Genomic DNA, 18,698 nt, shown 5'->3' with positions numbered 1-18,698 from the left:
AACGCCCACATAAACTAAAACCTAGAGTCTGCAACCTGCAACCTAAATAATGAAAAACTTATACATCAATACACGTTTCTTTTTTGCGCTCATCGGAGTGGGGATTCTGTATGTTCTGGCATTTTTCTTTCCGGTGCTGATGTGGGTAGCCCATATTGCACTGTTGATCTGTTTTCTGACTGCAATGGTAGATTTTCTGTTGATTTTTAACCAAAAGAATGCGTTACAGGTTCAGCGAATTTTACCGGAAAAATTGTCCAATGGAGATGAGAATTTTGTGAAAATTGATATCAAGAATAATTACAGCTTTAGCATCATCACTAAGATTATTGATGAAATTCCGTTCCAGTTTCAGAAAAGAGATTTTCTGATTGAAAAACAGATTGCTTCAGGAGCAAATACATTCTTCCAATATTCATTAGAGCCTAAAGAAAGAGGTGAGTATCATTTCGGAGGACTTAATATTTATGCCTCTTCACCACTGGGATTGATCTCAAAGAGGTTCACTTTCCAGAAAGATGCTATGCTGCCTTCTTATCCGTCCTTTATCCATCTCAGAAAATATGAACTGATGGCGATTCAGAGTGAATTTTTATTAGGAGGAATCAAAAGAGTAAGAAAGCTGGGACACACCATGGAGTTTGAGCAGATCAAAGAATATGTACCTGGAGATGATATCAGAACGATCAACTGGAAAGCGACATCGAAGACAAACCGTTTGATGGTCAACCAGTTTCAGGATGAAAAGTCACAACGTATCTTTATGCTGATTGATAAAGGGAGAACCATGAAAATGCCTTTCAACGGATTAAGTCTGCTGGATTACTCGATCAATGCAACAATGGCGCTGTCTCATATTATTTTGAGAAAAGGAGACAGGGCCGGTATGATGACTTTTTCTAAAAAAGCTGAAAATAAAATTGCTGCCGATAACAAATCCGGCCAGCTGAAAAAAATATCTGAAGCACTTTATAATATTAAAACAGATTTCTTCGAAAGTGACTTCAACCGTTTGTATCAGGATGTGAAATATTCCATCAATCAAAGAAGTTTAATTCTGCTTTTCACGAACTTTGAAACACTGGACGGACTCAACCGACAGCTGAAATATCTTCGTGGTATTGCTAAAAATCATTTGCTGGTCGTTGTATTTTTTAAAAATTCAGAGCTGCAGACGCTGATCAACAAAAATCCTGAAAATATGCAGGAAATATATGATGAGATCATTGCTGAAAAATTTGAATTTGAAAAGAAACTGATCATTCAGGAACTCCGCAAATATGGAATCTATACCGTATATACGCTTCCGGAAAATTTGAATATTGATGTTATCAATAAATATCTGGAGATAAAAGCGAGAGGAATTTTATAACTTTGCAGAAGCAATAAGCAAATAAGCAATGAAAATTACACTTAACAGAATAAACGACGATTTTTTATTTGAATGTACAAACGCTCAGGGAAATTCTATTCTTTTGGATAATACTTCCCAGCCGGGAGCAAAAGGAGTGTCTCCAATGGAAAGTGTACTGATGGCAGTCGCTGGTTGCAGCGGAATTGATGTGGTTTCTATTTTAAAGAAGCAGCGTCAGAACATTACAGGCTTTCAGGCAGAGGTTGAAGGAGAAAGAGTACAGGTAGATGATGCAAAACCTTTTAAATCAATTAACGTTAAGTTCCTTTTAGAAGGAGAAATTGATCCTAAAAAAGCACAGAAAGCAGCAGAACTTTCTTTTGAAAAATACTGCTCTGTATCAAAGACCTTAGAACCGAATGTAGAAATTGGATACGAAGTCTATGTGAACGGAGAAAAAATTTAATCTCTTATTTTAAAAATAGAAAAAGCCGGATGATTCATCCGGCTTTTGTATTATTCATTACCTATTACTCATTAAAAGGTAAGTCTTGGTTTTATTAGTTTCGCCACAGTGGCAGTCCATCCTGTCTGATGGGAAGCGCCTACACCACGGCCATTATCTCCATGGAAATATTCAAAGAACGTAATATAATCTCTGAAATGCTCATCATAATTAAATTTTGGATTACCTCCATTGAAAGCCCGCTGCCCATGTTCATCCTTTAAAAATAGAGAACAAAGTCTTTTGCTGATATTTTGAGCTACTTCATCAAGGTTTCTTTTATCGCCGCTTCCCGTTGGAAGTTCTACTTTCAGACTATTTCCATAATAATAATGAAAACGCTGCAGGCTTTCCACAATCAGGAAGTTGATAGGAAACCAGATCGGTCCTCGCCAGTTACTGTTTCCGCCAAACATCCGGCTGTCACTTTCTGCAGGCGTATAATAGACCATATTTTCATTACCATGTACGGAGAATACAAAGGGATTTTCCTCATATACTTTAGACATTGCCCGGATTCCGTAAGAACTTAGAAACTCATTTTCATCAAGCATTCTGGATAAAACTTTTGTCAGTCTGTTTTTGCGGAGAATACTCATAAGGTGTTTTCTTCCGTGTCCTTCCTCATCCCAGTGAGAGACAAGTTTGGTCAGTTCCGGCTTATTTTTTAAGATCCATTCCATTCTGCTTCTGAAATTCGGCATCTTTTCCAGTAAACGATGGTCTACGATCTCCACAGCAAACATAGGAATCAAACCTACAATGCTTCTTAATCTTAAAGAAACACTATCTCCGTTTCCAAGCTGCAATACATCATAGAAGAAACCGTCTTCCTCGTTCCATAATCCTTTCGTTCCCTCACCCAGGTTTTCCATAGCCTCGGCGATATAAAGATAATGTTCAAAAAATTTGATCGCCATATCTTCATACACCTGATAATATTGGGCAAGTTCCATGGCGATACGCATCATATTCAACGCATACATGGCCATCCAGCTTGTTCCATCTGCCTGTTCAAGATGCTGACCGTCCTTTAAAACCATATTCCGGTCAAAAGCTCCGATGTTATCGAGACCCAGGAAGCCTCCTCCGAAAATATTTTTACCGTTTTTATCCTTTCTGTTCACCCACCATGTAAAATTCAGCAGCAGCTTTTGAAATACTTTTTCTAAAAATAATAAATCCGGTTTTCCATTATTTTTTTCATCAATTTTAAAAACACGGAAGCAAGACCATGCATGTACAGGCGGATTCACATCACTCATATTCCATTCATAGGCAGGAAGTTGCCCGTTGGGATGCATATACCATTCTTTCGTAAGCAATAAAAGCTGTCCTTTGGCAAACTCTGCATCGATAATAGAAAAAGGGACACAGTGAAATGCCAGATCCCAGGTAGCATACCATGGATACTCCCATTTATCAGGCATAGAAATAATATCCTTATTGTGAAGATGATTCCATTCCGTATTTCTTACATACTCATTGAAATTTCTCGGAGCTTCAAAATTGGGATCACCTTTCAGCCATTTTCCGATATTGTAGTGGTAAAATTGTTTATTCCAGAGAAGTCCCGCAAAAGCCTGTCGCTGAACATTTCTCTCATCTTCATTTACCGTATCATTCTGAATATCGTTATAAAACTCTTCCGCTTCCGCTTGTCGTGTACTGAAAATAGTATCAAAATTTTCAAAAGGTTCATCCGTCTCATCAGGACATAATCTGAATTCAAAAACTTTAGATTCTCCCGCTCCTACAACTTCATCAATCAGAAAAGAAGCTTTTGTTCCCTTTTTTTCAGGATTTACAGTATCTCTCTGATCAATAATAAAATGATTAATACCATCTTTGAAATACGTGCTCTCCGTTTTAGGAGTTCCGTAAAGTCGGGATGTGTTGGTTTCATTGTCACAAAATACACTTTGTGCTTTTGAATTTCGGGAATAGAATTTTTTGATCGAAATGCTGTCATGCCCAATGTTGATACTTCCGTCATGAGAAGCATGCATTTCTCCCTTATAGGTATTGTAACCCCATTTCCAGTTGTTTCTGAACCAGGCAGTAGGCGCTACTATAATGGGTGCATCATGCTGACTTCGGTTGCAGACCGTTACTCTGGCCAGAATATCGTTGTGATCAGCTTTACAGTATTCAATGAAAATATCAAAATATTCATCATTGTCAAAAATTCCGGTATCGAAAATCTCATATTCCGGTTCCTTTTTACTGCGTCTTCCATTTTCAGCAAGAAGTTCATCATAAGGAAACTCGTTGATCGGATATTTATACACCATTTTCATATAGCTGTGAGTAGGTGTATTATCCAGATAATAAAAGATTTCTTTAATGTCTTCACCATGATTTCCCTGAGGGTTGCTCAATCCAAAGAACCGTTCTTTTACCATTTTATCTTTCCTGTTCCAAAATGAAAAAGCAAAGCAGAATAACTGTTTTACATCAGAAATTCCAGCGATGCCTTCTTCGCCCCAGCGGTAAGTATAACTTTCAGCGTTATTATGATTGGTAAAATCCCAGGCATTCCCGTTTGTACTGTAATCTTCACGTACATTTCCCCACTGCCGGTTGCTTACATAAGGGCCCCAGTTTTTCCATTTGGTATCTTGTAATCTTTCTTTTTCAGCGGTCATATCTCATCATTTTTCCATACGAAGTTAGTTTTTTTGAAAAATAATTCCAATTTTTTTCATCTGAATAATTATTAATATGGCCTTGAAACACTTGTATTTAATGGCTTTTTTAAATATTAAAATAATTTTTTTTTGAAATTAAAAGAAAAGCACTACCTTTGCACCATTCGTTCATTTAAATATTGAAAATGTTATCAAGAAAGGTTGAGGGATTAGACCCTATGAAACCTTAGCAACCCTTTGCGCAAGCAAAGAAGGTGCTACGTTCTACCAAAGTATTTTGGACAGATAACTTACTGAAGTTCTTTTCAGCCATTTCCTGTGGCATTTTCAATTGTATTTGTATAAAAATATAATAGAATTGAAAACAGAACTAAACTATATTAATCTTTCGTATCAAACCAATTCCCACAAGGAATACAATATCCCGTTAAGCTATCAGCTTTTTGGGAAGGATCTGTTTACAGCACCCATCATTTTAATCAATCATGCACTTACCGGAAACTCAGAGGTATCCGGAGAAAAAGGCTGGTGGAAACAATTGGTGGGAGAAAATCAGATTGTTGATACCGATCAATATACAGTTCTGTGTTTCAATATACCCGGAAACGGTTATGACGATTTTTTAATTGAAGATTATGACGACTTCACGCCTTCAGATATCGCAATGATATTTCTGAAGGGACTTGAAGCTTTACATATCAAAAATATATATGCCATTATTGGAGGCTCTCTTGGAGGGGGAATTGCATGGGAAATGCTTGCCAAGCAGCCGGATCTTGCAGAAATATTTATCCCCATAGCCTGTGATTACAGAACACGCGACTGGCTTCATGCTCAGTGTCTGGTTCAAAAATTTTTATTGAATGATAAAGATGAACCATTACAGAAAGCGAGAATTCATGCGATGCTGTGTTATAGAACTCCACAATCACTCAACGATAGATTTCAAAACCAATATAATCAGGACAAACAACGCCTGGAATCAGAAGACTGGTTAGTTTATCATGGTAATGCATTAAACGAAAGGTTTAGTTTAAAAGCATACAAACTGATGAATCATCTCCTGATGAAAATTAATGCTGATGAGTCAGCACTGGAGAAAATAGAAGCACGAATGCACATGATCTCCGTAGATACAGACTTATTCTTTCCAGCTTCTGAAATCCGAATGTGTTTTGAAAACTTAAAAGAGAAAAATAAGAATGTTTCTTATCACGAGATCCAATCTATACACGGGCATGATGCCTTCCTAATGGAATATCAACAATTAAATAATATCATTAAAAATATTTTACAGAAGTAATGAAAAATGCTAACGAAATAAAATTTTTGAAGAACAGATCAATCGTCAAATTTGAAGGAGAAGATTTCCTGGGAGAAATCGGGATTGACGGACGAATTTTTAAAGCGCTTACTTTAGCGCGTATCAGTGTGGGGGTAATCTCTCAACAGGCGATAGAAAACGGAATTTCTATTCTGGTTCAGGAAAATGATGCTGAAAAAGCAGTCGCTTGTCTTATCGATGAATTTGAAGCAGAAAGAAAATCTGGAAAAGTTTCCCAGATCTACAGTATCAATAATGTTTCTGTGATTGGTTTTGTAGCAGAAGATTTCAATAAAGTTTTTGCTGAACTGGCTAGAAATAATGTTTTCCCATTATTGCTGAATCAGGTAGCAGGAGAAAACAGAGTAAACATCGTAGTAACTTCTTCGCAGGATGAAAAAACAAAAAATATTATAGAATCTGAAATTTTCAAGAAGCCAAAGACCGTTCATCTGGCGATCATCGGACACGGAAATGTAGGAAAGACCTTGATACAACAGGTACTGGAATCTTCTGAAGAGATTAAAAGACGTAAAAAAATAGACCTTAAAGTCGTAGCAGTAGCCAATTCAAAGAAAATAGCCTTCAACAAAAAAGGATTTGATGCGAATTGGAGTGATGAGGTTTTGACAGCAGAGCATCCTTCAAGTGTTCAGGAACTTATTAATTTCTCTAACGAAAACCAGTTGGAAAACCTTATCGTTGTGGATAACACGGCAAGTAAGGATTTTGTGAAGAATTACCATGCTTTGGCAGAAAACGGATTCGATCTGGTTTCTTCAAACAAGATTTTTAATACCCTTCCAATTGAAGAGTACAGAAAACTAAGATATACGTTGAGCAAAAACAACAGACGTTATCTGTACGAAACCAATGTAGGAGCGGGTTTGCCATTAATTGATACCATCAAATTATTACACCTTTCAGGAGAAAATATTACAAGAATTAAAGGAGTATTCTCTGGAACATTAAGCTATGTGTTCAACAATTTTTCTTTGAGGGACGATAAATTTTCAACCATCATCAACGAAGCTTTGGAGAAAGGATATACAGAACCAGATCCAAGAGAAGACCTATCCGGAAATGATGTTGCAAGAAAATTATTGATTTTGGCCAGAGAATTAGACCTAATCAACGAATTCGGAGATATCAAGATTCAAAATCTGGTTCCTGAAAGCTTACTTGAGGTTTCAAAATCAGAATTCCTTTCAAGACTTGAGGAGCTTAACGAAGAATATCAGAAAATTAAAGAAAATCAGGAACCTGGGCATGTATTGAGATATGTGGGTGATCTGCACGGTGACCTACAGCAGGACAAAGGAGAATTGGATGTGAAATTGATTTCAGTTCCGGCAACTTCAGCATTAGGACAATTAAAAGGTTCAGATTCAATCTTTGAGATTTACACAGAAAGCTATGGTGAAAATCCTATCGTTATCATGGGAGCCGGAGCAGGCGCACAGGTAACAGCCAGAGGTGTATTCGGAGATATTTTAAGAGTAAGTGAAACTAAATAATATTTAATGTAACAATCTACCAATTTGGCAGTGTAACCCTAACGACAATTGTCATTCTGAGCATAGCGAAGAATCTGATGGTTACACTGTGAAATTGACCAATTAAAACTATATGGAAAATTTTGAAACATCAGCAATAAGAACCCAGACTGAAAGAAGTCAGTTTGACGAGCATTCCACCCCATTGTATCTTACCTCCAGCTTTATATTTCAGGATGCAGAAGATATGAGAGCTAGTTTTGCAGAAGAAAAACCTAAAAATTTATATAGCCGTTTCTCTAATCCCAATGTGACAGAGTTTACTGACAAAATTGCAAAGATGGAAGGTGCAGAAGCCGGATATGCTTTTGCAACAGGGATGGCAGCCATCTATTCTACATTTGCAGCTTTGTTGAATGCCGGAGATCATATCGTAAGCTGCCAGTCAGTTTTCGGATCCACACATACACTATTTACCAAATACTTCCCGAAATGGAATATTGAAACCTCTTATTTTAAAGCGGGAGATGCAGAAAATGTAGAACAATACATTAAGCCCAATACAAAGATCTTATATCTTGAAACGCCTACCAATCCGGCTATTGAAATTCTGGATCTGGAGTTTTTCGGACAGATTGCAAAAAAACATAATCTTATTTTCATTGTAGATAATTGTTTTGCAACACCTTATCTTCAGCAGCCCATCAAATATGGTGCAGATATTGTTGTACACTCAGCAACGAAATTGATTGACGGACAGGGAAGAGTTTTAGGGGGAATAGCAGTAGGAAAAGAAGACCTGATCAGAGAAATTTATCTTTTCGCAAGAAATACAGGTCCTGCATTGTCTCCTTTTAATGCATGGGTATTATCAAAAAGCCTTGAAACATTAGCAATTCGTGTAGAAAAGCATTGTGAGAATGCATTGAAGGTAGCCGAATTTTTAGAAAACCATCCGAACGTAGACTTAGTAAAATATCCATTCCTTAAATCCCATCCGAGTTATGAAGTAGCCAAAAAGCAGATGAAGCTTGGAGGAAATATCGTAGCATTTGAAATCAAAGGAGGAATAGAAGGAGGAAGAAACTTTTTAGATAAGATACAAATGTGTTCGCTTTCTGCTAACCTGGGTGATACAAGAACGATCGTTACTCACCCGGCATCCACTACACACTCCAAACTGTCAGATGAAGAAAGAAATGAAGTTGGGATTACTGCAGGATTGGTTCGCTGCTCAGTAGGTTTGGAAAATGTGGAAGATATTATTGCAGATCTTAAACAGGCTCTAGATTAATTCAATAAGAACGGCTAAAGCCCGTTCAGAAGACCAAAATATCCAACGGCTTTAGCCAAAACATATCAAAATGAATAATTCAGAACAATTATATAAAGCTCTATCCGAAAGAATTTTAATTCTTGACGGTGCTATGGGAACGATGCTTCAGAGATACAAGTTTGAAGAAGAAGATTACCGTGGAGAGCGTTTCAAAGACTGGGAACATCCGGTAAAAGGAAATAATGACCTTCTTTCCCTGACGCAGCCTCAGGCCATTGAAGAAGTTCACAAGAAATACCTGGAAGCAGGTGCTGATATCATAGAAACCAATACCTTTTCAGGAACTACCATTGCGATGGCAGATTATCATATGGAAGACTTGGTATATGACCTGAACTATGAATCTGCGAAGATTGCAAGAAAAGCCTGTGATGAATACACTGCAAAAAATCCAAATAAACCAAGATTTGTAGCAGGATCTATTGGGCCAACAAACAGAACGGCGAGTTTAAGTCCTGATGTGAATGATCCCGGATACAGAGCCATTACTTTTGAAGAATTGAGAGTAGCTTACAAACAGCAATGTGAAGCTTTGCTGGATGGAGGTTCAGATATCCTTTTGGTAGAAACCATCTTTGATACACTGAATGCAAAAGCCGCTTTGTTTGCCATTGATGAACTGCAGGATGAAAGAGGAATCAAAATTCCAATCATGGTATCAGGAACTATTACTGATGCTTCGGGAAGAACTTTGAGCGGACAGACTGCGGAAGCTTTTCTGATTTCCGTTTCCCACCTGAATTTATTGAGTGTAGGTTTCAACTGTGCATTGGGAGCAGATCAGCTGACTCCTTATCTTGAAACATTGGCTCACAATTCAGAATTCTTTGTTTCAGCATATCCGAATGCCGGCTTACCGAATGCTTTTGGAAAATATGATGAAACTCCTGAAGATATGGCAAGGCAGATCAAAGAATATGTTGAAAAAGGATTGATCAATATTATCGGAGGATGTTGTGGAACAACTCCTGAGCATATAAAGGCGATTGCAGATTTGGTGGAAAAATATCCACCCAGAAAATTGAGAGAATTTGTCTGATTTGATAGATTTTTTTAATTAAAATCAAGAATGAAGGCTGAATTATAAGTATTAACTTTAGATAAACCACAAAGCTTAATATAATGGAAAAGCCGATTTACTTAAAAGATTCAGAGGACATCAGGTTATTTAACGAGCTGAGAAAGAAAGTGAACCAAAGGGTAGAAGCCATTCCTGAAAACAGGGATATCTATATTCAGATCAAAGCGGTTATTCTGCCACTGGTCTACGTGGGATTATATTTTGGGGCTCTTTTTAATGCCGAAAAGCAGTGGGTCTATATTCTGAGTTATGTTTTAATGGGGATTTCTTTGGTTTTAATTTATTTAAACCTAATCCATGAAGCTGCCCACAACAACATCTATAAAAGTAAAAGGCTGAATAGCTTAGTTCTGCACATTTTTGATTTTATAGGAGCCAACTCCTATATCTGGAAGAAAAGACATATCGCAAGCCATCATGCCTATCCGAATGTGGATGGATGGGACACGGATATCGAACAGAGCGGACTGCTTTTAATCGTACCGTGGGTGAAGGCAAGAGGAGTACAGAAATATCAGGATAAGTTTTTCTTTTTAGTATATCCGTTGTATTTGTTCAACTGGATGTTTATAAGAGACTTTAGGGATTTCTTTGATAATGAAAGGGTGATTTTAAAAACTCAGGGACAAATACCTGTTAAAGAAAAAGTAAAAATGATAAGTTATAAACTGTTCTACTTTTTTTATCAGATTGCGATCCCTGTTGTGTTCTTTAAAGTATCAATAGGGTTGGCTTTGGGAGCGTGGTTTTTACAGGTGATTTCAGCAAGCATTTTTGCATTGTTTGTTTTACTGCCTTTACATCCGCTTCCTGATAATGCTTTTCCAAAATTAAATAAAGAGAATGGTCTTCCATTCAGCTGGCTTCGTCACCAGTTTGAAGTGACGAACGATTTAAAAGAAAATAACTGGTTGGTAAGAAATATGCTGGGAAATTTCAATTTTCATGTGGCCCATCACCTATTTCCAAATTACAGTTATATGTATTACAATGAGATCACAGAGGAGATTGAAAAATTTGCCAGAGAATATCATCTTGCCTATAAAAGATTTCCACTGTTGACTGCTTTAAGCAAGCATAGAGATTTATTGAGGCAGAATGCAAATAATGCCTACTATATTTTAGAAGAATAAAATCGATGAAGTATTTAAGATTATCAGGCCTTGAGCCTCTTATCATAACCCCGGAGAGTAATTTCATCAATGTTGGTGAAAGGACTAATGTTGCCGGTTCCAAAAAATTTTTAAGACTGATCAAAGAGGAAAAGTTCTCTGAAGCATTGGATATTGCCCGCCATCAGGTAGAAGGAGGTGCCCAGATTCTGGATGTTAACTTTGATGATGGATTGATTGATGGAAAAGCATCCATGATCAAATTCCTGAACTTAATTGCCTCCGAACCGGATATTGCAAGAATCCCAATCATGGTAGATTCTTCCAAATGGGAAATCCTGGAAGCAGGTCTTCAGGTGGCTCAGGGAAAATGTGTAGTGAATTCTATCAGTTTGAAAGAAGGTGAGGACGAATTTATTAAACATGCTAAAGCCATTAAAAGATACGGAGCCGCAGTTATTGTAATGGCATTTGATGAGGTAGGGCAGGCTGATAGTTTTGACCGAAGAATTGAAATTTCAAAACGTTCTTATGATATTTTAGTTAACCAGCTTGGCTTTCCGGCAGAAGATATCATTTTCGACTTAAATATCTTTCCGGTGGCAACAGGAATGGATGAACACAGAAGAAATGCCATCGACTTTATTGAAGCAACGCGCTGGGTAAGACAAAATCTTCCGTATGCATCCGTGAGTGGAGGAGTGAGCAATGTTTCATTCTCTTTCCGCGGAAATGATACCGTGAGAGAAGCAATGCACTCTGTTTTTCTTTACCACGCCATTCAGGCAGGAATGAATATTGGTATTGTAAACCCTGCAATGCTGGAGGTTTATGATGAAATCAATAAAGAACTTCTGGGGCTGGTAGAAGACGTAATACTTGATAAAAGAGAAGATGCTACAGAAAGACTTCTTGATTATTCAGAAAAACACAAATCGGTAAAAAAAGAAAAGACCGAAGACTTAGAGTGGAGAAACAATCCATTACAGGAAAGAATTACCTATGCATTGGTAAAAGGTATTGACCGCTTTATTGAAGAAGATGTAGAAGAAGCAAGACAATCAGCGGCAAGACCACTTCATGTCATCGAAATTAACCTGATGACAGGGATGGGAGTTGTGGGAGATTTATTTGGAAGTGGGAAAATGTTCCTTCCGCAGGTAGTAAAGTCTGCAAGGGTAATGAAAAAAGCGGTGGCTTATCTACAGCCTTTCATTGAAGCAGAAAAAGACGGGGCAAGACCTGCTAATGGGAAAATCTTAATGGCGACAGTAAAAGGAGATGTTCATGATATTGGTAAAAATATTGTGAGTGTCGTTTTGGGCTGTAACAATTATGAAATTGTTGACCTTGGAGTAATGGTTCCGGCTGAAAAGATTATCCAGACCGCTATTGCTGAAAAAGTAGATGTTATAGGATTAAGCGGATTGATTACACCAAGCTTGGATGAAATGGTATATATCGCTTCAGAATTAGAAAGACAAAATCTTGATTTCCCACTGCTCATTGGAGGTGCTACAACTTCAAAAGCACATACGGCAGTGAAAATCGATTTAAAATATAAAAATGCTGTAGTTCACGTGAACGATGCCTCACGAGCTGTAAACGTCGTAAGTTCATTATTGGGTGACAGAAATAAAGAATATGTTTCGGATTTAAAGAATGACTATTCCGATTTCAGAGAGAAGTTTCTGAACAGACAGGTAGATAAAGATTATGTATCTATTGAAGAGGCAAGAGAAAATCATTTTAAAATCGATTGGGAAAACGAAGAGATCTTCACTCCGAATACGATAGGAATAAAAGTAATCGAAAATCAGGATCTGAATGAACTTCTTCCTTTCATCGACTGGTCACCATTTTTCAGAAGCTGGGATCTTCACGGGAAATATCCGAATATCTTAGAAGATGAGGTGGTAGGGGCTCAGGCTAAAGAATTATTCAAAGATGCTCAGGTTATTCTAAAGAGAATTCTGGATGAGAAACTGTTGACAGCAAAAGCCATCTTCGGAATCTTTAAAGCCAATTCCAATGAATCTGATGATATCTTAATTTTTGATGAAAATAATAAAGAACAGGCGAAGTTTTTAACCTTAAGACAGCAGGCGCAGAGATCAAAAGGAAAAGACTATTTAGCTCTAAGTGATTTCATCGCTCCTCAAAGCTCAGGAAAGACCGATTATGTGGGTGCTTTCTGTGTAACAACAGGATTTGGTACCGATGAACTATCTAGCGAGTATGAAAAGGCTAATGATGACTACAATTCCATCATGGTGAAAGCTTTGGCAGACCGTTTTGCAGAAGCCTATGCCGAATTCTTACACAAAAAAGTCAGAACAGAATATTGGGGCTACGCCAATCAGGAAAGTTTAAGCAATGAAGAACTTATTGCTGAAAAATACAAAGGAGTCCGTCCGGCACCAGGTTATCCAGCTTGCCCTGACCATTTGGAAAAGAAAACAATCTGGGATCTTTTAAAAGTAGAAGAAAATACTGGCGTTTTCCTTACAGAAAGCCTTGCCATGTTCCCAACAGCATCTGTTTCCGGATATTATTTCGGAAGCCCGCATGCCAAATATTTCGGATTAGGAAAAATTACAGAAGACCAGCTTAAAGATTATGCAGCAAGAAGAGGTTGTAGCATCCAGGAAGCGAGAAAATGGTTGTCACCAAATTTAGCAGATTAAAATTGATATGAAGATAACAGAACACATTAAAAATGCAAATGGAAAAACTTTATTCTCCTTAGAAGTTGTTCCGCCACAGAAAGGAATCGGGATTGAAGACCTGTATACGAATATAGATCCGTTGATGGAATTCAAACCGCCTTTCATTGATGTTACAACATCCAGAGAAGAATACATCTATCTGGATAAAGGAAATGGATTGATGGAACGTCGTATTACAAGAATGCGTCCGGGAACTTTAGGAATTTGTGCTGCTATTCAACATAAATACAATGTAGATACTGTTCCACACCTTCTTTGCGGTGGTTTCACCAAAGAAGAAACAGAATATCTGCTGGTAGACTGTATGTACCTCGGGATCGATAATGTAATGGCGCTAAGAGGAGATGCTATGAAAGGTCATCAGTATTTTGAGCCTACTCAGGGAGGACATGCAAGTGCTATGGATCTTGTAGATCAGATCAATAATCTGGGAAGAGGAAGATACCTTCACAATGAGGAACAGGTTTGTGATGAGCTTAATAAGTTCTGCATTGGTGTTGCTGGATATCCGGAAAAACATATGGAAGCTCCTTCCATGAATTATGATCTGAAGTGGCTGAAACAAAAAGTAGATGCTGGAGCAGATTATATCGTTACTCAAATGTTTTATGACAATAAAAAGTACATAGAATTCGTTCAGAAAGCAAGAGAAATGGGAATTACAGTTCCTATCATTCCAGGGATTAAACCCATTGCTACAAAGAAACATTTGAAAATACTGCCACAGGTATTCAAAATAGATCTTCCCGAAGAACTGATCAATGAAGTGGAAAATGCAAAGAATAATGAAGCTGTGAAGCAGATCGGAGTAGAATGGGCAATTGCTCAATGCAAAGAACTGCTGGATTTTGGAGTCCCTGTTCTGCATTTTTACTCAATGGGGAAGAGTGACAACATAAAAAAAATAGCGGGTGAGCTATTCTAATAAAAGTACCAAAAATGAAGGAACCCCTGCTTTAAAAGGCAGGGGTTTATTTTATAGGATGGGATGTCTTTCAAACTCTTTATCTCGATCAAACAAATATCGGTAAGTAGCCAGTTTTCGAGTTACTGCAGTATCCAGCGTTTCTGCAATCTTGATCATTTTAGGATTAAAATCACCAATCCACTGTAGTTCTGTAATCTTAAAATCTGTGTGCTTTCTCAAATGCTGGGTTCCTTCCCAGATCATATATCCATCAATTCCTTTCTTCTGCCATTCTGGAACCACACCGAAAACAAGCCCTATCATTTTCTCATTCTTCTTAAATCGTTTTAAAAACAAGAACTTGAGTTTTTCAAAAGCTCCAAATTTTCCATTCAAATATTTAAACCACTGGTTGAGGTCCGGAATATTGATCCACATGGCAATCGGTTGTTCATTTTCGTATACAAACCAGGAGATATGCTCATTGATGATAGGTTTCATCGTATTGAACATTTTCAGAACTTTGGCTTCTTCCAGATGTTTTCCTTCCCCATGGCAAGCCCATGCTTTATTGTAAACCTCAGTAAAATCCTTTGCAAACTTGGCCAGATTGTTCTTTTTCATGGGTTGCGCAGAAATTGCAGGATTTCTTCTGTTCTTTTCGTGGGCAATTTTAAAGATCCTTGAAACTTCCGCAAAGATAGGTCTGGTAAAACAAAGCTGTTCAAAATAAATCTGAAACCCATAATTTTCAAAAAGATCTTTGTAATAAGGAAAGTTATAATTCATTCCAAATAAAGGCTCAATAAAACCTTCAATTAGAAGTCCCCAGAATTTGTCCCTTTCCCCAAAATTGATAGGACCGTCCATTGCCTCCATTCCTTTTTCCTGAAGCCAGTTTTTACAATGGTCAAAAATAAAATTGGCAGTTTCCTGATCATTAATACAATCGAAAAAACCAATTCCTCCGGTAGGTTGTTTTTGTTCATAACAATCGTTGATAAAAACAGCTACTTTACCAACCGTTTTATCATTTTTTTTAAACAGAAATCTTTTACACTCTCCGTTTTTAAAAAATTTATTCTTTTCAGGATCAAAAATCTCTTCAATATGCTTATCTAAAGGGCGGATGTAATTTTTGTCGCGTTGATAAAGCTGTGTCGGAAATTCAAGAAATTCCCTTTTATGGAGTTGGTTTTGTACTTCTTCGACAATAATCATAGGCTTTTTAATCAGAAATGGCTATAAAAGATAATGTTTTTTATCTTATTTGAAATAGAGAAATAGATATTATCCGTATTTTTGCTGCAAATTAAATAAAAATGGTTGATTTTACTGATAACGACGATGATATTTTCACTGGAAAAGAACATACACCTATAAGGAAAGATGCTTTTGATAAATCGCCACAGGAAAAAATAGAAAAAATTACTGAGCTTTTTGGTGAAATTATGGAAACATTGGGAATGGACATGACAGATGATTCTCTGAAAGATTCTCCCAAACGTGTTGCCAAGATGTATGTGAACGAGATTTTCGGAGGACTTCTTCCTGAAAATAAACCAGGAATTTCCACTTTCTCCAATAAATACAAATACCGCCAGATGTTGGTGGAAAAAGATATTACGGTATATTCTTTCTGCGAACACCACTTCTTACCCATAATAGGAAGAGCCCATATTGCTTATATTTCTAACGGGGAAGTAATAGGTCTTTCAAAAATTAACAGGGTTGTAGATTACTACGCGAAAAGACCACAGGTTCAGGAAAGACTTACAATGCAGATTGTGGATGCTTTGAAAGAAGCTTTGGGAACAAAAGACGTAGCCTGCATTATTGATGCAAAACACCTTTGTGTAAACTGCAGAGGAATAAAAGATACAGCAAGTTCTACCATTACTGCAGAATTAAGTGGTATTTTCAGAACAAACCCTATTACAAGACAGGAATTCCTGCATTACGTAGGAAGCCACGCAAAACTGGATTACTAAACAATGAATTACCAAATCCTTAAAAATATTATTGATGCCGAGCTTCAGAGATTTCAAAATATCCCTGAAGAAGAATGGTCATACAGAAGCTCTCCGGAAAAATGGTCTAAAAAAGAAATTATAGGACATCTTTGTGACAGCGCTTTTACAAATATTCGTAGATTTGTTGTCATTCAGTATAAAGAGAACGAAAATATCGTATATGATCAGAATATCTGGGTAAAAGCTCAGAACTATCAGATTGTTCCTACTTCGGAACTTATTGATCTGTGGAAGTCTTTGAACTATCAGATTGTTCATGTAGTGGAAAATATCCCTGATGAAGCATTACAGAGAACCTGCGATACAACCAAAACGGAACCTCAGGTTTTTACATTGGAGTTTATTATCAATGATTATGTAGATCATTTACAGCATCATTTAAAAGCGATTTAATATGATAAAATTTAAAAAAGTTTCAAATAAGATTTTTATCACAACAATTATTTGTTGTGACAGAATTATTTTTTAACTAATTTTTGAATCTTTAAAACTATTAAATCTTTTAACTTAAAAATAAATGCAATTAAAAATATATAACTCCCTTACAGCGGAAAAAGAAATATTCAAACCTATTTTAGACGGAAATGTCGGCATGTATGTCTGCGGACCTACAGTCTACAGCAATGTGCATTTAGGAAACGTAAGAACTTTCCTTTCCTTCGATTTTATCTACCGTACTCTAACGCATTTAGGGTATAAAGTGAGATATGTAAGAAATATTACAGACGCAGGTCACCTTACCGATGATGGGAATGTTGATAATGACAGATTTGTAAAGCAAACCAGACTTGAAAAACTGGAGCCTATGGAAATTGTACAGAAATATACAGTAGATTTCCACAAAGTATTGGAGATGTTCAATCTTTTGCCACCCAATATCGAACCTACAGCTACAGGACATATCGTAGAGCAGATCGAATTAACTCAAAAACTTATTGAAAGAGGCTTTGCTTACGAAAGCAACGGTTCAGTTTACTTCGATGTATTAGAATACAATAAAAGAGGATTGAATTATGGCGAACTTTCAAAACGTAACATAGAAGAACTTTTCGCTAATACCAGAGACCTTGACGGACAGGGCGAAAAGAAAAATCCACAGGATTTTGCATTGTGGAAAAAAGCTTCTCCAGCTCACATCATGAGATGGAATTCTCCTTGGGGAGAAGGATTCCCGGGATGGCATCTTGAATGTACTGCAATGAGTACGAAGTATTTAGGGGAAACATTTGATATTCATGGAGGAGGAATGGATCTTAAATTCCCTCACCACGAATGTGAAATTGCACAAGGGAAAGCTTGCAATGATGCAGCACCGGTAAATTACTGGATGCACGCCAATATGTTGACGATGAATTCTCAGCGTATGAGCAAATCTACAGGAAATTATATCCTTCCAATGCAGCTGGTTACTGGTGATAATGACTTCTTTGAAAAACCTTTCCATCCTTCAATTGTACGTTTCTGCTTCCTGCAGGCACATTACAGAAGTGTTCTGGATATTTCAAACGATGCCATGATGGCCAGTGAAAAAGGATTCATCAGATTGATGGAAGCCGTAAAAGTGTTGAACTCAATCACTCCTGATGATACCAGACAATCCGGTTTCATTCTGAAAGAATGGAAAGATAAAGCATATGAAGCTTTAACAGATGATTTCAATTCTCCAATCCTGATTGCACACCTATTTGAGGCCGTGAAATATATCTTCGCTTTAAACGATGAGAAAGAAACAATCTCAACAGAAGATCTTGAAGATTTGAAATCAACCTTGAATGCGTTTATCTTTGACGTTCTGGGATTACAGACTGTAGAAGAAAATAATAATGAAAAGCTTGACCAAACTTTAAAAGTTTTGATCGAATTGAGAAATCAGGCAAGAAAATCCAAGAATTTCGACCTTTCAGATCAGATCAGAGACAAACTGCTTGCAGAAGGAATCGAATTAAAAGACGGAAGAGACGGAACATCATACGTTCTGAACTAGAAAATATAACTTCGTTTTATACCCATTCCGTAGGAGTCTCATACTTAGGATTCTTACGGAATGTTTTTTTTGCCCACCTTTGAAAACATACCTTCATATATAGTATGTACACGAATATTTTTCAGGAGCTTTTACCTGCTATCCATTCATACTCCTCACGCCCTGCTTTCCTTCGCTCAAACCCAT

The 18,698-nt window shown here is 37.1% G+C and carries 14 protein-coding genes and 1 riboswitch; of the genes, 12 read left to right on the top strand and 2 right to left on the bottom strand.

The features are described 5' to 3' along the window. Positions 1-49 precede the first annotated feature (49 nt). Positions 50-1,372 carry a DUF58 domain-containing protein gene (locus GFU89_RS10990; RefSeq protein WP_318847183.1) on the top strand — a complete coding sequence of 441 codons (1,323 nt, stop codon included), beginning with the start codon at positions 50-52 and terminating at the stop codon, positions 1,370-1,372. A 28-nt stretch (positions 1,373-1,400) separates the two neighbouring features. Continuing rightward, the gene (locus GFU89_RS10985) at positions 1,401-1,820 is read left to right on the top strand and encodes an OsmC family protein (protein ID WP_047376627.1); all 420 of its coding nucleotides are present in this window, start codon (positions 1,401-1,403) and stop codon (positions 1,818-1,820) included. 71 nt (positions 1,821-1,891) lie between these two features. Here the strand turns inward: GFU89_RS10985 and GFU89_RS10980 are convergent, their stop codons facing one another. Continuing rightward, positions 1,892-4,507 carry an MGH1-like glycoside hydrolase domain-containing protein gene (locus GFU89_RS10980; protein ID WP_318847182.1) on the bottom strand — a complete coding sequence of 872 codons (2,616 nt, stop codon included), beginning with the start codon at positions 4,505-4,507 and terminating at the stop codon, positions 1,892-1,894. 188 nt (positions 4,508-4,695) lie between these two features. After that, a riboswitch (SAM riboswitch) is annotated at positions 4,696-4,802 on the top strand. Positions 4,803-4,868: 66 nt separating this feature from the next. On the opposite strand from GFU89_RS10980, the gene GFU89_RS10975 reads away from it, so the two are divergent. The 7 genes from GFU89_RS10975 to metF all read left to right on the top strand — a co-directional run bounded on the left by GFU89_RS10975 (position 4,869) and on the right by metF (position 14,513). Beyond that, positions 4,869-5,813, top strand: coding sequence for an alpha/beta fold hydrolase (locus GFU89_RS10975; protein WP_318847181.1), 945 nt, complete (start codon positions 4,869-4,871; stop codon positions 5,811-5,813). Next, a complete protein-coding gene (locus GFU89_RS10970) occupies positions 5,813-7,351 on the top strand; it encodes an ACT domain-containing protein (protein WP_318847180.1) in 1,539 nt (512 codons plus the stop codon). The genes GFU89_RS10975 and GFU89_RS10970 overlap by 1 nt, the downstream gene beginning before the upstream one ends. A gap of 112 nt (positions 7,352-7,463) precedes the next feature. Continuing rightward, on the top strand, positions 7,464-8,624 hold the full coding sequence (locus GFU89_RS10965) for an O-succinylhomoserine sulfhydrylase (protein WP_318847179.1): 1,161 nt from the start codon (positions 7,464-7,466) through the stop codon (positions 8,622-8,624). Between the two features lie 70 nt (positions 8,625-8,694). Next, positions 8,695-9,705, top strand: coding sequence for a homocysteine S-methyltransferase family protein (locus tag GFU89_RS10960; protein ID WP_318847178.1), 1,011 nt, complete (start codon positions 8,695-8,697; stop codon positions 9,703-9,705). An 83-nt stretch (positions 9,706-9,788) separates the two neighbouring features. After that, positions 9,789-10,880, top strand: coding sequence for a fatty acid desaturase family protein (locus GFU89_RS10955; RefSeq protein ID WP_318847177.1), 1,092 nt, complete (start codon positions 9,789-9,791; stop codon positions 10,878-10,880). 5 nt (positions 10,881-10,885) lie between these two features. After that, on the top strand, positions 10,886-13,546 hold the full coding sequence (gene metH, locus GFU89_RS10950) for a methionine synthase (RefSeq protein ID WP_318847176.1): 2,661 nt from the start codon (positions 10,886-10,888) through the stop codon (positions 13,544-13,546). A 7-nt stretch (positions 13,547-13,553) separates the two neighbouring features. Continuing rightward, positions 13,554-14,513 carry a methylenetetrahydrofolate reductase [NAD(P)H] gene (metF, locus tag GFU89_RS10945; RefSeq protein WP_318847175.1) on the top strand — a complete coding sequence of 320 codons (960 nt, stop codon included), beginning with the start codon at positions 13,554-13,556 and terminating at the stop codon, positions 14,511-14,513. 51 nt (positions 14,514-14,564) lie between these two features. Here the strand turns inward: metF and GFU89_RS10940 are convergent, their stop codons facing one another. After that, positions 14,565-15,716: a hypothetical protein gene (locus tag GFU89_RS10940; protein WP_318847174.1), complete on the bottom strand. Its 1,152-nt coding sequence runs from the start codon at positions 15,714-15,716 to the stop codon at positions 14,565-14,567. Between the two features lie 101 nt (positions 15,717-15,817). Between GFU89_RS10940 and folE the strand changes: the two genes are divergently transcribed. The 3 genes from folE (at position 15,818) to cysS (ending at position 18,512) form a co-directional block, all read left to right on the top strand. Further along, the gene (folE, locus tag GFU89_RS10935; protein WP_318847173.1) at positions 15,818-16,486 is read left to right on the top strand and encodes a GTP cyclohydrolase I FolE; all 669 of its coding nucleotides are present in this window, start codon (positions 15,818-15,820) and stop codon (positions 16,484-16,486) included. Between the two features lie 3 nt (positions 16,487-16,489). Next, positions 16,490-16,921: a DinB family protein gene (locus tag GFU89_RS10930; protein ID WP_318847172.1), complete on the top strand. Its 432-nt coding sequence runs from the start codon at positions 16,490-16,492 to the stop codon at positions 16,919-16,921. A 124-nt stretch (positions 16,922-17,045) separates the two neighbouring features. Further along, complete coding sequence (cysS, locus tag GFU89_RS10925; protein WP_318847171.1) at positions 17,046-18,512, top strand: cysteine--tRNA ligase; 1,467 nt, start codon at positions 17,046-17,048, stop codon at positions 18,510-18,512. The last annotated feature ends 186 nt before the right edge of the window (positions 18,513-18,698 follow it).

Origin of the sequence: Chryseobacterium sp. JV558 (genome assembly GCF_033712365.1) — a bacterium.
Classification (GTDB): Bacteria; Bacteroidota; Bacteroidia; order Flavobacteriales; family Weeksellaceae; genus Chryseobacterium.
The sequence above is the reverse complement of the archived record's forward strand: the minus strand, read 5'-3'. Positions and strand labels throughout refer to the sequence as shown.